Source organism: Blautia sp. MSK.20.85 (assembly GCF_013317245.1).
Classification (GTDB): Bacteria; Bacillota; Clostridia; order Lachnospirales; family Lachnospiraceae; genus Blautia_A.
On record NZ_JAAIUN010000007.1, the window covers coordinates 71,709 to 87,810 of the forward strand.

Here is a 16,102-nt window from a genome sequence, read left to right on the forward strand (position 1 = left end):
ATAATCAGAAAACATCAAAAGATACCCAACAAAAATCAGTCATAATTCATAATAAAAATATCAACTGAATCAAGGAAATCCCCTGCAGAATTGCAAAAAACAATAAGTAGCGAATCATTACCTGCCAGGGAACAGACCTACCTGCTCCACAGAATATTTCCAAAACAAATATAAAGTTCTACAAAGATAGACCAACCAGGGAACAGGCCCGCAAGAGGGCCGCCTTCCCGTCCACCAACCTCAGAATCGGCACAACGCTCCACAACCAACACAGCAGAATCCATCACCCCGCCAGCAACCCCACACCAACCAAAACGCAGAACAACTGCGTGGCCAGGAGGGGAAGAGCGCGAGAAGGGGAGACGGCCTTCGCTAACTCCGAGTGCTTCCCCTTCTCGCAAACCTGCCCACGCCAAAGTGTCCCCCAGAAAGGGAAAACCCATCGCCCCCCAACAAAATGCGTCCCAGAAAGGGAAAAAAGGTGCAGGCTAATAAGGATGCCCCAAATCCTTATCCTACCGGGAGGAACACCACCTGCCAGAAGCCCCGCAAGGCAGCACCAGTCCACTCTCTGTCACAGGAAGTCCAATCTCCTGTGACTCCACACTACCTTTCCACGGTTTCAGTTCTGTAGCCAGCATATAAGTCAGCACCGCCGGAGCAAGACCCGTAGTATAAGAATTCACAAGGAAGAATAACGGATCATCACTTAAGATCTTAGTACAAAGTTTGATCAGCGGATGAATAGCATCCTCGATCTTCCAGATTTCCCCTTTCGGTCCGCGGCCGTAAGAAGGCGGGTCCATAATGATCGCATCATAATGATTTCCTCTGCGGATCTCACGCTCTACGAACTTCACGCAGTCATCCACAAGCCAGCGGATCGGCGCACCGGAAAGTCCGGAAGCAGCAGCATTCTCTTTTGCCCAGTTCACCATACCCTTGGAAGCGTCCACGTGAGTAACGGAAGCGCCGGCTGCAGCTGCAGCCAGAGTAGCGCCGCCGGTATAGGCAAAAAGATTCAGCACCTTGATCGGGCGTCCTGCATTGCGGATCTTTTCACCGAACCAGTCCCAGTTCACAGCCTGCTCCGGGAAAAGTCCTGTATGCTTGAAGCTGAAAGGCTTCAGATTAAAAGTAAGGTCCTTGTAATGAAGCTCCCACTGATGAGGCAGATCAAAGAACTCCCACTCACCGCCGCCACGGCTGCTTCTGTGATAATGTCCGTTCATATGCTTCCAGCCACGGTTTTTGCGGGGAGTATCCCAGATTACCTGCGGGTCCGGACGAACCAGAAGATAATCCCCCCAGCGCTCCAGCTTTTCTCCTTTTGATGTATCAATAACTTCATATTCTTTCCATCCATCTGCAATCCACATGATGATCAATACCTCTTTCATAATAGTAAATTTATAAGATATATATAGCATTTTTATATAGCATTTCCGGAGATTACTGTACCAGATCCGGCTGATCGGGACATGAATCCATAAAACACCATAATAATGTTTTTTCCAGTATAGAGGAAAAATGGATGCTGTGCAAGAGAAGTGCAGAATTTTCCACGAAAGATTTGACAACAGCGCTTTTACATACTAAAATGTACGCAGAGATTTTCTGCCGGGGCAGAGGCTTCCCGCTTCCGTGAAACTGTGGCTGTTTTTTGCGGAAGAGATTTTGCAGAGAATTCCTGACAGACAGAAGTCTTTAACAGAAGAAACACAGCAACCGCAGATATGAAACTGTGCACAAAAAGAGGAGAAGCAAACTTATGAAAAAATATTGTGAGATGAGCAGGGAAGAGCTACTCGATTTAAAGAAAGAACTCGACCGTGAGTTCGCCGAGATCAAAGCCGAAGGTCTGGCACTGGATATGTCCCGTGGTAAACCGGCACCGGATCAGCTTGATCTTTCCATGAAAATGATGGAAGTACTTGCGGGCGATGCAGATCTGAAATGTGAGACCGGTGTGGACTGCCGTAACTATGGTGTCATCGACGGAATCCCGGAAGCCAAGAGACTTCTCGGCGAGATGTCTGAGGTAGAGCCTGAGAACATCATCATTTATGGTAACTCCAGCCTGAACGTAATGTTCGATACCATTGCACGTTCCTATTCTCACGGAGTTATGGGAAATACACCGTGGTGTAAACTTGATAAAGTGAAATTCCTCTGTCCTGTACCTGGATATGACCGTCATTTCCGTATTACAGAATTCTTCGGTATTGAGATGATCAACATTCCGATGACTCCGGAAGGCCCGGATATGGATATGGTTGAGAAATACGTCAATGAAGATCCGGCAGTAAAAGGTATCTGGTGTGTTCCGAAATACTCCAATCCACAGGGTTATACCTATTCAGAGGAAACAGTTAAGCGTTTTGCACATCTGAAACCAGCAGCACCGGACTTCCGTATTTACTGGGATAACGCTTACAGCATTCATCATCTCTATGATGACAATCAGGATTTCCTTCTTGAGATCCTTGATGAGTGTGCGAAAGCAGGCAATCCGGATATTGTTTATAAATTTACTTCTACCTCCAAGGTAAGCTTCCCTGGTTCCGGTATCGCAGCAGTTGCTGCATCCAAAGCGAACCTGGATGACTTCCGCAAATATATGACTGTACAGACTATCGGACACGACAAGCTGAACCAGCTCCGTCACGTTCGCTTCTTCAAAGATATCAACGGACTGCATGAGCATATGAGAAAACACGCAGATATTCTCCGTCCGAAATTCGAGCTTGTTCTTGCAACACTGGATAAAGAACTTAACGGACTTGGAATCGGTGAGTGGACGAAACCTCACGGTGGATATTTCATTTCCTTTGATGCAATGGAAGGCTGTGCGAAAGCCATTGTTGCCAAAGCAAAAGAAGCAGGTGTTGTCATGACTGGCGCCGGAGCAACCTATCCATATGGAAAGGATCCGAAAGACAGCAACATCCGTATTGCACCAAGCTATCCAAGCGTTGAGGAACTTGGCAAGGCAGCAGAGGTATTTGTTCTCTGTGTGAAACTTGTAAGTGTGGAAAAACTTCTGGAGAAATAAATCGATCACATCAGACTGCCCGGTATTTCAGCGTACGTAATACCGGGCAGTCATAACTATCGGAGAGAGATCATGGGTGAGGAAAAAGAAAAAATGAAAACCGGCAAAAAGGTGATCATTGCACTGATCATAATCCTGCTGATCTTTACAGCAGCAGCTTATGGATACGGTGTGCATTATTTTACAGATCATTTCTTACCGGGATCACAGGTAAACGGTTTTAACTGCTCCTATAAAACTGCAGACGAAACTGAGAAACTTCTTGCAAAAGAAGTGCAGGCATATGTCCTTACTGTGGAAACAAGAAACAACGGAAAAGAGAGCATTACCGCAAAAGAAGCAGGTTTGGTCTACAAACCGGATGGCGGAGCCAGGAAACTGATCAAAAAGCAGGACCGTTATAAATGGTTCCTTGCATTTAATCAGAAGAAAAAATATACACTGGCAACAGATACCACTTATGAAGATCAGAACAAGCTGACAGAAAACGTAAAAAAACTGAAATGTATGCAGAAAGACAAGATGGAGAAACCTGTAGATGCATGCATTAAAGACACTGGTGAGTCTTATGAGATCCAGCCGGAAAAAGAAGGAACCACACTGGACACCAAGAAAGTGCAGAAAGTGATCCGAAAAGCAGTTTCTGCCGGAGATGTAACAGTCAGCCTGGAAAAAAACAACTGCTATAAAAAACCATCCGTATATAAAGACGACAAAACCCTGAAAAAAGAATGTGACCAGATGAACAAGCTTACCAGCTGTGTGATCACATATGATTTTTCAGACCGTTCCGAGCAGCTTGACCGGAATACTATTAAGGACTGGCTTGTTAAAGACGCAAACGGAGATTATTCTGTAGATAAAAATCAGGTTGCGGCATATGTAAACAGCCTGGGTTATAAATATGATACGTTTGGATGCACCAGGACATTTACTACTTACGATGGCCGTCAGAAGACCATCCAGGGCGGTGATTATGGTTGGGCTATCGACCAGACAACAGAGACGGAATGGCTTTATAATGCAATCCTTGCGGGAACTACAGAAGTAAGACAGCCTGCTTATGCTTACAGTGGCCTTTGCAGAGATACCAATGATATTGGAAATACCTATGTAGAAATTGACCTGACCAACCAGAGAATGGTATTTTATAAAGATGGACAGCTTCTGGTAGACACACCGGTAGTTACCGGCTGTGTGCGAAAGGGACATGCCACACCAACCGGATGCTTTGCGCTGGATGCCATGCGTTCACCGGCGGTCCTCAAAGGACCTGGATATGCGTCGCCGGTTACATACTGGATGCCGTTTTCCGGGGGAGTTGGAATCCATGATGCAAGCTGGCGTTCACAGTATGGCGGACAGATCTATATAACCAATGGTTCTCATGGGTGCGTAAATACCCCGAAGGATCAGGCTGCAATCATTTACAATAATATTAGCGTAGGAGTACCGATCGTAGTTTATGAATAAGAGACTAAAAGAAATATTAAAAGGATACGAAGAAAGAAAACATAAAATTATCAAGGGAGATGAAAGTATGAATATCGTTGTATTGGCAGGTGGAACCAGTACAGAGAGAGAAATCTCCATCGTAACCGGAACCGGTGTATGCAAGGCACTTCGTCAGAAAGGACACAATGCCATTCTCGTAGATATTTTCTGTGGCCTGGAGCCGGTAGACTGGGATGAACCTTTCGGAGATAAAGATTATGAAGTAGATTCCGCAGCGGAATATATGAGAAGCTTTGACGATGATATCGAAGAGATCAAACGAACAAGAAGAAGCTTTTTCGGACCGAATGTCCTGGAACTGTGTCAGGCTGCTGACATTGTATTCATGGGTCTTCATGGCTCTAACGGAGAAGACGGAAAGGTTCAGGCAACTTTCGATCTTCTGGGAATCCGCTACACAGGAACCGGATACTTAAGCAGTGCCCTTGCCATGGATAAAGGCCTCACCAAGAAGATCTTTCTTATGGACCAGGTACCGACACCCAAGGGTGTTTCCATGCTGAAAGAAAACTGTACAAGAAATATCCAGGATCTTGGCATGGAATTTCCTGTTGTTGTAAAAACATGTTGCGGTGGTTCCAGTGTAGGTGTTTATATTGTAAACAACCAGAAAGAATATGAGGATGCCATTGACGGTGCCTATTCTTATGAGGATGAAGTCGTTGTTGAGGAATACATCAAAGGCCGGGAGTTTTCTGTTGCAGTTGTAGATGGCAAAGCTTATCCAATTATCGAGATCGCACCGAAGCAGGGCTTCTACGATTATAAGAACAAATATCAGGCAGGTTCCACAGTAGAGACCTGTCCGGCTGAGATTTCTCCGGAACTGACAGAGAAGATGCAGCACTATGCGGAGGCCGGTGCAAAAGCTCTCTGCATCGAAGGCTACGCACGTTTTGACTTCATGATGAAGGAAAACGGCGACATGTACTGCCTGGAAGCAAACACACTTCCGGGAATGACACCGACCAGCCTGATCCCGCAGGAAGCAAAAGTTCTGGGAATTGATTACCCGGATCTCTGTGAAGAGCTGATCCGCATTTCTCTTAAAAAATACAGCAAATAAAATATCTGACCATAACTCCTCCTGTTGACCGAAGCAGTTTCAGAACATGTTGATCTCTGAAATGCTGTAAATACAACAGGAGGAGTTTCTGGCAAAAGAAAGGATTTTATTCATGAAAAATCTTACATTGGAAAATATCACAAAAGTCTGCAATGGTACTTACCATGGCCCGCAGGAAAAACTTCAGGAAGAAGTGACTGCCATCACAACAGACAGCCGTAAAGTAGAAAAAGGCGGTCTTTTTGTTCCGGTAGTAGGAGAGCGTGTGGATGCCCACCGCTTTATTCCCCAGGTGATGGAAGCAGGTGCACTTGCAACCTTATCCGAGAGGGTCCTTGAAGGTGCTGACTATCCGTACATTCAGGTAGAATCTTCCCTTCAGGCAGTGAAGGACATTGCGGAGTTTTATCTGGAGCAGCTTGATATTCCGGTTGTGGGAATCACAGGAAGTGTTGGAAAAACCAGCACAAAAGAGGTGATCGCCTCTGTACTGAAAGAGAAATACCGCACCCTGAAAACCCAGGGGAATTTCAACAATGAACTGGGACTTCCGCTGACTGTATTCCGTCTCCGTGACGAGGATGAGATTGCGGTTCTGGAAATGGGAATCAGTGACTTCGGCGAGATGACCCGCCTTGCAAAGATCGCGAAACCGGATACCTGCGTGATCACAAACATCGGAACCTGCCATCTGGAAAATCTTGGAGACAGAGACGGTGTCCTGAAAGCAAAAACAGAGATCTTTAAATATGTGAAGAAAAATATCGTACTCAATGGTGATGATGATAAGCTTTCCACAGTAAAAGAATACAACGGTATCCGGCCGGTATTTTTTGGAAACGGAGAAAATGCTTCTGTCACCTGTGAAAATGTGGAGAGCCGTGGATTGAAAGGAATGAGCTGTGACATCTGTCTGAAGGGAAAAATGGCAGAGAACGGAGAGTTCCAGAAATTCCATGTAGATATCCCAATGCCAGGACGCCATATGGTTTCCAATGCGCTGGCAGCAGCAGCCATCGGCAGACTTTACGGACTGAATGTAGAGCAGATCAAAAAGGGTATCGAAAGCCTGGAGCCGGTCAGCGGAAGATTCAATATGATCGAGACCGACAAGTTCCTGATCGTAGATGACTGCTACAACGCAAACCCCATGTCCATGAAGGCATCTCTGGATGTTCTGCAGGACGGACTTGGAAGAAGAGTTGCCATTCTTGGAGATATGGGCGAGCTTGGAACCGACGAAGTTGCACTTCATGAAGGCGTTGGCGTTCATGCAGGTCACTGTAAGATCGACGCCTGCATCTGTGTTGGACCGCTTGCGGCACACATTGCGAAAAAGGCATCCGAGACCAATCCGGACCTGACAGTTATCCAGGAAAACGATCTGGAAAGCCTTCTTAAAAATCTGAACACCTATGTAAAAAAAGGAGACACCATCCTTGTAAAAGCTTCTCATTTCATGAAATTTGAAAATGTAGTCAAAGCACTGCAGGAAATGTAAAAAGACCGAAAACCAGGCGATCATTTGACGAACGAAAATTCTTTCCAGCCAGGCGATATAGAAGTATAATATTCCTAAAGCAATGAGCAGTGCGTCCGGAACCGGTATCCGGTGCGTTGTAAAGCAAAACAGAATGACGTGTGGGTACTGCGGGCAGTGAAAAGGGAGGGGCTTATGCTGGAGATGATCATGAAGCTGAACATTCCGCTTTACGTCATGACATCCATGGGATGTATCGGTGGCCTTGGGATGCTGGCAACAAACCTTACCTACAGAAGAATGATCCGAAATACACAGCGATTACAGAATCTCAAAGAAAAATGGCTGAACCTGTGGAAGTCAAGAGACAGGCTCTGGCACAGAATGAACCGTTTTGTGTGGTATCCGTCTCTGCTATGTACGTTTCTTCTGGTCCTTTCTGTGATCCTTAACAGCAGGCTGGAACCTGGGGAAGGTTTGCCTATGCTTTATCTGTATATTGGTGCAGCTGTGCCTGTGACATTGCTGCTTCTGAGACAGGGACTGGATTTTTCCTACAAAGAAGAACTTGTGATGGCTTCCCTTGCAGATTACGTGGAACAGGTACGGACCTGGGTGGAAGAAATTCCAGTTCCCCAGAAGACAGATCCCGTTTTGCAGGAAGAGATCGTGGATCGGATCACAAGGAGCATCCGTCAGACTGCGGCAACAGGAAGCCATTTCAGCAAGATGCTTTCTCCGGAGGAGGAAGAGATCATGAGGGAGATCATAAGAGAATTTATGAAGGAGTAGAAGTGGACGCCGGAAGTTCAGAGAATGACACACGGCGATACCGGAATTACGGTGTGATATATAATATGATGAAAAAATCTCCGGCAGATACGGTTCCTGGTATCCTGCCGGAGATTTTTTTGTGTATTTGTGTAAGATAAGGATTCTTTGGCTGTCTGACTCTGCGGACTGGTTATCAGCCCATGGAGATCGGGCCGCCGCGGAGTTTGCCTGCAGTGGTGATTCTCTTGATGGCAACCATGTATGCAGCCATACGGAGCGTTACGTTCTTCTCCTGGCTGAGAGCATAAACTTCGTTAAATGCGGTAAGCATGATCTTCTGAAGCATCTTGTTAACTTCATCAAGATCCCAGGTAAGGTTCTGGATGTTCTGAACCCACTCGAAGTAGGAGACAACAACACCGCCTGCATTGGAAAGGATATCCGGGCATACGATGATTCCTCTGGAATTCAGGATCTCATCTGCCTCAACAGAAGTCGGTCCGTTGGCTGCCTCGATGATAAGTTTAGCCTGGATGCGTCCTGCGTTATCTTCTGTGATCTGGTTCTCAAGGGCGGCCGGGATCAGAACGTCGCATTTGCATGTGATCAGGCCGTCATTGGTAATATGGGAAACGCCCTCTGCCTCGTATTTATCGAGAGTATTTCCTTCGGAAATAAATTTACGGATCGCCGGAATATCAAGTCCGTCCTCACAGTAAAGACCGCCGGTGTAATCACTGACCGCAACAACTTTCTGTCCATTCTTATAAAAGATCTCAGCGGCAGTTCCGCCGACATTTCCCATACCCTGAACAGCGATGGATGCTTTTGCCGGATCAATGTGGTTTTTTTCCATGCACTGGTAGGCAATGATGGTAACGCCACGTCCGGTAGCTTCCACACGGCCTACGGAGCCGCCGATCTCGATGGGTTTTCCGGTAACAACACCTGGAACCGTATGGCCGGTAAACATGCTGTAAGTGTCCATGATCCATGCCATAACCTCACCATTTGTATTAACATCCGGTGCAGGAATATCCTTATCTGGTCCGATGATCGGAAGGATACGTGTGGTATAACGACGGGTAAGACGTATAAGCTCCGCTCTGGAAAGCTTGGACGGATCAACTTTGATTCCACCCTTGGCACCGCCGTAAGGAATATTTACAACCGCACATTTAAAGGACATCCAGGCTGCAAGCGCTTTTACTTCGTCCATATCGGAATTCTGATGGTAACGGATGCCGCCCTTGCACGGTCCACGTGCGCTGGAATGCTGAACACGGTATCCCTCGAATACCTTAATGGAGCCGTCATCCATACGGATCGGGATAGAAACCTTAAGTTCACGTTCCGGGTAGCAAAGTGTTGCGTAATCTTCGTAGCTGAGACCAAGAGCCTCTGCAGACTGCTTCAGGACAGAGAGCATATTGTCATAAGGATTATACTTTTTATCTGCCATTGTTACCACTCCTTTGAAAATAAATATTTTTTCTCTTTGATTTAAGAATAATATTATTCATCTGATGAGGTGAGTATATCATGCTATATCTGAAAAGTAAATAATTTTATTCATAAAAATATATACAAAAATATTTATATCTTTTTGGGCGTTTTCACATAAGCCTGTGATAAAATAAAAAAACTGAAACATGCAGGTTTCCCAAACTGCTGTGACCAGTGATAATTATGACGGGGAGGATATTTCATGGAGAATCGGTTACAGAATCTGATCATTTCAGCACAGCTGACACCAAAGGAAAAAGAGGTTGCGGATTACGTCCTTGAGAATCTGCAGAAATGCTGTTTTATGACATCAACAGAGCTGGCCGGAGAATTGAATGTGAGTTATTCCTCCGTGATCCGGCTTACCAAGACGCTGGGATTTACCGGATATCCGGATTTTCAGAATTTTTTGCGGGAAACTTATGCAGAACAGTCCAGAGATGTGGACACCGGAATTCTCATCCCCGCGGAGCGCATTGAGGCGATCAAGAAAAAAGAGCACAAGGCAACAGTCCAGGATACGGTATGCGCCTATACCCTCAGCAATATACAGAGCACCATTGCCAGTAATACCGAAGAACAGTACCGTAAGGCCAGCAGTATTCTCATCAACAGTGGGGTGAAATACATTTTTTCTTCAAGAGGATCTACCTGTGTGGGGGAATTTCTGAATACGATCCTGCGGCAGACGCTTCCCCACGTATACAATTACGGAAGCCACGGGCAGAACATGTTTGACTTTGCCAGCGACCTGGGGAAAGGCGATGCGGCGGTTTTTATCACCTATTCCCGGTATTCCAGGCTGATGTATCTCACTGCGGAGATGGTACATAAGCAGGGGGCTTCCATTATCCTTCTGACAGACAAACCTACCTGCGAAGCAGCCAAGTTCGCGGATGTGGTACTGACTGCCAGAGGTGACAGCAGTGAATTCTATAATTCCTATGTTGCAGGAATGTTTGCCGCAGAAATGCTCTGCGCCTATATATGCAGGGAAACGAATTACTCCAATCAGGAGCTTCTGGAGCGCATTGATGAATATACTTCCCAGATCGGAAACTTCTGAAAAAAGCAAACGCAGGATAAGCATTTGTAGCTTTCCTGCGTTTGCTTCAATCTTCCTCGATCACCTGGATCTCCAGATAATCAAATTCAATATGTTCAATGAAATTATCCTGATAAAAACGTGCCTTGTCATGTTTCTTGAAATCCCGCACCGTGGCATCCAGCCAGATCGGGTTTCCCAGATCCATCTGATAGCAGATTTCCTCAAGTCCGTGAAAAATCTTGTGTGTTCTGGTATCATCGCTGTCATCACAGACTACCGTGTCCTGCAGCATATGATTATCTTTCCATATTTTTCCCCATAAACGAAACATAAATATTACCTCCGTATCGTAACTGCCCAGGCCGGCAGAAGTTTTTGGATCGATCGTCTGACATGCCCTTCAGTATAGCGGATTTTGCAGGGAAAGTAAAGTTCAGGGCGGATTCCTGTTTTGTACATAAAACAATGCACCGGGCCGCTTCACTTTTATTGACTAATGTGTAAAAATCCTCTATAATAAACGAAATTGTGAAAAAAGAATTATAATAGATTGGAGGAACCGAAATGAAACTTTACGATACCGGTGTCTATCTTCAGAACGGCCAGGAAATCATTCCTGAGAACCAGGCGAACCTGCCTGTAGCGAAAGAAGAGGCTGCCAGGAATACCATCGCATATTCTATTCTCAAGGCTCACAATAAATCGGATAACATGGAGAAACTTCAGATCAAATTCGACAAACTGACTTCCCATGATATCACATTTGTAGGAATTATCCAGACTGCAAGAGCTTCAGGACTTGAGAAATTCCCGGTACCATATGTACTGACCAACTGCCACAACTCTCTCTGTGCAGTAGGCGGAACCATCAATGAAGATGACCATATGTTTGGACTCACCTGTGCCAAGAAGTACGGCGGAGTTTACGTACCGCCTCATCAGGCAGTTATCCATCAGTTTGCAAGAGAAATGCTTGCAGGCGGCGGAAAGATGATCCTCGGTTCCGACAGCCATACAAGATACGGAGCACTTGGAACCATGGCTATGGGAGAGGGCGGACCGGAGCTTGTTAAACAGCTTCTCTGTCAGACTTATGACATCAATATGCCAGGCGTTGTAGCTATCTATCTGAAAGGCACACCACGCCCGGGCGTAGGACCGCAGGACGTTGCACTGGCCATCATTGGAGAAGTTTTTGCCAATGGTTATGTGAAGAACAAAGTTATGGAGTTCGTAGGACCAGGCGTTGCCAACTTAAGCGCAGATTTCCGTATCGGAATCGACGTTATGACAACAGAGACCACCTGCCTTTCCTCCATCTGGCAGACAGACGCGAAGATCGAGGAGTTCTATGCGATCCACGGAAGACCGGAAGATTACAAAGAACTGAAACCAGGCAATGTTGCATACTATGACGGCTGCGTGGAGATCGACCTCAGTGAGATCAAACCAATGATCGCAATGCCGTTCCACCCGAGCAACACCTACACCATCGACGAACTGAAAGCGAACCTGGACGACATTCTCGCAGACGTGGAGAAGAGAGCACAGGTAAGCCTGGATGGAAAAGTTCCGTTCACATTAAGAGACAAGGTAGTTGATGGCAAGCTTTATGTTGAGCAGGGAATCATCGCCGGCTGTGCCGGTGGTGGATTCGAGAACATCTGTGCAGCAGCAGACATCCTCAAAGGCAAAAACATTGGCCACGATGCCTTTACCTTAAGTGTATATCCGGCAAGTACCCCGATCTACATGGAGCTGGCTAAGAATGGTGTCCTTGCAGAACTTATCGGAACAGGTGCAGTTGTCAAAACCGCATTCTGCGGACCATGCTTCGGTGCCGGCGATACACCTGCAAACAATGCGTTCAGTATCCGTCACACAACCAGAAACTTCCCGAACCGTGAAGGCTCCAAGATCCAGAACGGCCAGATTTCCTCTGTTGCACTTATGGATGCACGTTCCATTGCAGCTACAGCAGCAAACAAGGGATTCCTTACATCTGCAGAGGAGTTTGACGGAAGCTATTCCGAGCATAAATATTACTTTGACAAATCTATTTATGAGAACCGTGTATTTGACAGCAAGGGCGTAGCAGATCCGAGCGTAGAGATCCAGTTTGGACCGAACATCAAAGACTGGCCGGAAATGGCTGCACTTGCAGACAATCTGATCCTGAAAGTTGTTTCCGAGATCCATGATCCGGTTACCACAACCGACGAGCTGATCCCATCTGGTGAGACATCTTCTTACCGTTCCAATCCGCTCGGACTTGCAGAGTTCACACTCTCCAGAAAAGATCCGGAGTACGTTGGCCGTGCGAAGGCGATCCAGGCAGCACAGAAGGCGATCCAGGCAGGCAACTGTCCGGCAGAAGCTGTTCCGGAACTGAAACCGGTGATCCAGACCATCAACAAGACATATCCGGATGTAGACAAGACCAACCTTGGTGTAGGAAGCACTATTTTTGCAGTGAAACCTGGCGACGGTTCTGCCAGAGAGCAGGCAGCATCCTGCCAGAAGGTACTTGGCGGCTGGGCAAACATTGCCAATGAGTATGCAACCAAGAGATATCGTTCCAACCTGATCAACTGGGGTATGCTTCCATTTTTGATCCCTGCCGGAGACCTTCCGTTTAAGAACGGAGACTTCCTGTTCTTCCCGGGAATCCGTAAAGCAGTTGAGGAAAAAGCAGACGTGATCAAAGGCTACACCGTTGACGGAGACAACCTGAAAGAGTTCGAGGTAACACTTGGCGAGCTTACGGACGATGAGAGAGAGATCATTCTCAAAGGCTGTCTGATCAATTACAACCGTAAATAAAATACAGAATATTTTTCGAAAGGCCGACGATGCGAAGATCGTCGGCCTTTTTCGACAAAATGTAATAAAAAATTAAAAAACTGTGTCATGGAAAAATTGCTGAAAATACGGGAATATGGTATGATAATATATAAAAATGTAAAATTCTGTAAAATATACACAATTATCAGGTGAATGAAATGGAGGTGCCGATTATTATTTCTGATGAGAATAACAAGTCAGAGATTTCCAGCAGAAAAAAATTAAAAAACAGACTCACCACAGGTACGTTTGCCCTTCTGATCGCTCTTCTTGCGGTCGTTTCCGCAACGTATGCGTGGTATGTATATAACACAGGCCGCCATACAACGAAAGTCCGTATGGCAGCAGGTGCCGTAGGAGAAGTAAGCGAGATCGCACCGGAAGACATAAGTGATGGAGAAGATGTGGGCAGTCAGGAAGCAGAGGAGATTCTGAATGATGGGGAGACCAGCGTGGAACAGCCGGACAGTGCAGATGCATCGGATACATCGAATCCTCAGGTAGAAATTGTTCTTCCGCAGAAAAACGTTTTTATACCGGTTTCAGAATTTCTTCCTGTTCAGGAGCGGGAAGAATTGCTTTCGCTCATTTCTCATGATGAGGTTTATCTTGTTCATATCAGGGACGATTCAGAAATGCAATATTCCATTTTTTTTAATCAGGCCCTGGAACAGAAGGATGTGTGCTTATATCGTTTTGATTCAGAAGAAAATAAAGTAGTGGATGCTGATTCGGTATAGGATGTAATGAGCTTTGATGAAAATAATAGGACTCTTGTACTGAATACAAAGGATTCCTCAGATTATGTTCTTGTGATTTCAAATGCGGAGAAATATAAGGAACTGGGGTATACTGCGTCGATTGCTGCTGCACAGCAGCAGACTGAACCATCTGAGACCGGGGAAGAAGAGACGGAAAACAAAGCAGCAACAGAAGTTGCTCTTACTTCTGTGATTTTGAAGCCAGATTCGGAGCTGGAGACTGTACCGGTCGCATTTTTGGAGTATTTAAGTGATCTGGATGTCTGCTCTGTGACGCTTGTCTATGCGGATGGTTCGGAAAAAATGCTGGATAAAGAGGATGGGCGCTATGAATGCTCTGCAGAGCATGCGGATGAAGAGGATGCAGAAGGGACCGTTCGAAGAACTTATCATGTTGTGGTAAAAGAACTGGCAACCGGAGCGGTGTTTGAAGATACGGAAAGTGTCGAAATCGGAAGAAAGGATCCGGTTGAGATAAAGACGGAGGATATGACTACCGTAATGCTGGAGGGCAGAAAAAAGTGGATGATGGTTCAGTCTGTTCCGGATGTTTCCGGTCGTTATGCTATGAACTGCGATAAAGGAATTGAGAAGATTTACTATGTTTCAGATGACGGTGATCTGACCTGCGCAGAAGATTCTTTCCAGCTCCAGGCAGGCGAGAAGTATACGTTTCTGATTAAACTTCAATAGGGACGGTGTTTTCCGGTACTTTTATTATCACCGGTGGCTGTTCTTGATGGAAGTAAGTTGCTTCAGGCAATTTGACTTAAAGTTAATGTAATAAATGTAGAAAATAAAAAACAAATCCCCAGTCAGGAGAAATGTCATTCAGACAATAACCTGCCTGGGGATTTTTATCGAAAAGATTAAGTTAAAGCCAGTTATCGGACATGTGCTATCCTATAAACAGACTACCGGTAAGCGCTCTGTTAAATCAAACCAGGAAATTTACGACAGGATCAGAGGGGAGGATAATGACAGATAACACAAAATGGCTACTGGGAAGTTACAGACCACAAAAAACCGTCTGTAGGCTGATAAAAAAAGAATTTACAGAAAATAATAAAAAATATAAATAAATAATAAAATATATACACATAAAACGAAGAATGACAAAAATATTAAAGAAAAAATTTAAAAATGTATTGACAAAACGAACTAACGATGGTATTATAAGACCATCAAAAAGAACAAGAGAAAAAACAAAACAAAGAAATTAAAAAATCAGAAATTCATTCAATTCATAGCATAGATGCACATGAAAGGATGAAGAAAGGAAAAGGTGATTCCAGTGGGAACATAACAATCACATCCATCAATATGAGAGTGACAGGAACCGGATTTCCTGCAAGAAAGACCTGATACATATCACATAATGATAACCCTTAAGAACACAATCATTTCTCTCATAAGATATAAATAAGAACCTCTTAAATCTTACTTATATTTTAACTGAAGTTAAGATGAGAGAAATAAGAAAGTTAAGGAAATCAGTATTTCAGGTAATATAGAATCGGTAACTCATATTGAACAACTGTCACACACCTGAGACAAAGATTTCAGGAAATATGTAAAGAAATATTTCCCGAAAGAGTAAAACCCTCAGCTCACCGGTTCGTTGGAAAGAAGAGATTCCAGGAACAGAAGTGAAGATGAGAACGATACTTTGAAATGCATATCAGATTCATCAGGATATGGATTGAAGCTTTGCATCAGAAGAATATCTGATAGGATATTAAGATCGAAGAAACGGGCAGGAACTTTTTTCAGGATACTTTAAAGAACTGCAGAGGAGAAAATCCCAATAGGTCGATTTGAATCAGCAGATCACGAAGTACAGAGATGACAAACGGTTTTGAATTTAAGAAGTTAAGTCCAGAATTGTTGAGGAAACAGAAAGAAGTATAACCACCGAAATTCTTCAAAAAAGGAAATCGAACTTCGGAAAAAACGATTTCAATCCTATACAACTTTCTAAATAATCGAAAAGATATACTTACATATATCAATCGCTTATGAGCAGGAAATAAAAAAGAAGAGAGAACGTAGA

At 44.9% G+C, this 16,102-nt stretch carries 12 protein-coding genes; 9 read left to right on the top strand and 3 right to left on the bottom strand.

The genetic code is table 11. From position 1 onward, the window contains the following. Positions 1-515: 515 nt before the first annotated feature. A complete protein-coding gene (locus G5B12_RS05860; RefSeq protein WP_174087903.1) occupies positions 516-1,379 on the bottom strand; it encodes a class I SAM-dependent methyltransferase in 864 nt (287 codons plus the stop codon). A 392-nt stretch (positions 1,380-1,771) separates the two neighbouring features. Here G5B12_RS05860 and G5B12_RS05865 point away from each other — a divergent pair, with 392 nt between their 5' ends. From G5B12_RS05865 to G5B12_RS05885, 5 genes are all read left to right on the top strand, one after another. Continuing rightward, positions 1,772-3,055 carry an aminotransferase class I/II-fold pyridoxal phosphate-dependent enzyme gene (locus tag G5B12_RS05865; RefSeq protein ID WP_021976072.1) on the top strand — a complete coding sequence of 428 codons (1,284 nt, stop codon included), beginning with the start codon at positions 1,772-1,774 and terminating at the stop codon, positions 3,053-3,055. A 72-nt stretch (positions 3,056-3,127) separates the two neighbouring features. Next, positions 3,128-4,528 carry a L,D-transpeptidase family protein gene (locus G5B12_RS05870; RefSeq protein ID WP_174087904.1) on the top strand — a complete coding sequence of 467 codons (1,401 nt, stop codon included), beginning with the start codon at positions 3,128-3,130 and terminating at the stop codon, positions 4,526-4,528. A 67-nt stretch (positions 4,529-4,595) separates the two neighbouring features. Further along, on the top strand, positions 4,596-5,636 hold the full coding sequence (locus G5B12_RS05875) for a D-alanine--D-alanine ligase family protein (RefSeq protein ID WP_118061897.1): 1,041 nt from the start codon (positions 4,596-4,598) through the stop codon (positions 5,634-5,636). A 112-nt stretch (positions 5,637-5,748) separates the two neighbouring features. After that, positions 5,749-7,137 carry a UDP-N-acetylmuramoyl-tripeptide--D-alanyl-D-alanine ligase gene (locus tag G5B12_RS05880; RefSeq protein WP_174087905.1) on the top strand — a complete coding sequence of 463 codons (1,389 nt, stop codon included), beginning with the start codon at positions 5,749-5,751 and terminating at the stop codon, positions 7,135-7,137. Positions 7,138-7,311: 174 nt separating this feature from the next. Continuing rightward, positions 7,312-7,908 (top strand): hypothetical protein, encoded by a 597-nt coding sequence (locus tag G5B12_RS05885; protein ID WP_021977458.1) that lies wholly within the window; start codon positions 7,312-7,314, stop codon positions 7,906-7,908. Positions 7,909-8,083: 175 nt separating this feature from the next. Here G5B12_RS05885 and G5B12_RS05890 read toward each other — a convergent pair whose 3' ends face one another. Beyond that, positions 8,084-9,352, bottom strand: a complete 1,269-nt coding sequence (locus G5B12_RS05890) for a Glu/Leu/Phe/Val family dehydrogenase (protein WP_021977457.1) — start codon at positions 9,350-9,352, stop codon at positions 8,084-8,086. A 246-nt stretch (positions 9,353-9,598) separates the two neighbouring features. Here G5B12_RS05890 and G5B12_RS05895 point away from each other — a divergent pair, with 246 nt between their 5' ends. Beyond that, positions 9,599-10,462, top strand: coding sequence for a MurR/RpiR family transcriptional regulator (locus tag G5B12_RS05895; protein ID WP_021977456.1), 864 nt, complete (start codon positions 9,599-9,601; stop codon positions 10,460-10,462). A gap of 46 nt (positions 10,463-10,508) precedes the next feature. Here G5B12_RS05895 and G5B12_RS05900 read toward each other — a convergent pair whose 3' ends face one another. Next, positions 10,509-10,775, bottom strand: a complete 267-nt coding sequence (locus G5B12_RS05900) for a hypothetical protein (protein WP_021977455.1) — start codon at positions 10,773-10,775, stop codon at positions 10,509-10,511. A gap of 233 nt (positions 10,776-11,008) precedes the next feature. Between G5B12_RS05900 and G5B12_RS05905 the strand changes: the two genes are divergently transcribed. From G5B12_RS05905 to G5B12_RS05915, 3 genes are all read left to right on the top strand, one after another. Beyond that, positions 11,009-13,267: a hydratase gene (locus G5B12_RS05905; protein ID WP_021977454.1), complete on the top strand. Its 2,259-nt coding sequence runs from the start codon at positions 11,009-11,011 to the stop codon at positions 13,265-13,267. 179 nt (positions 13,268-13,446) lie between these two features. Continuing rightward, positions 13,447-14,028 carry a hypothetical protein gene (locus G5B12_RS05910; protein WP_174087906.1) on the top strand — a complete coding sequence of 194 codons (582 nt, stop codon included), beginning with the start codon at positions 13,447-13,449 and terminating at the stop codon, positions 14,026-14,028. 6 nt (positions 14,029-14,034) lie between these two features. Next, positions 14,035-14,742, top strand: a complete 708-nt coding sequence (locus G5B12_RS05915; protein ID WP_174087907.1) for a hypothetical protein — start codon at positions 14,035-14,037, stop codon at positions 14,740-14,742. Positions 14,743-16,102 lie beyond the last annotated feature (1,360 nt).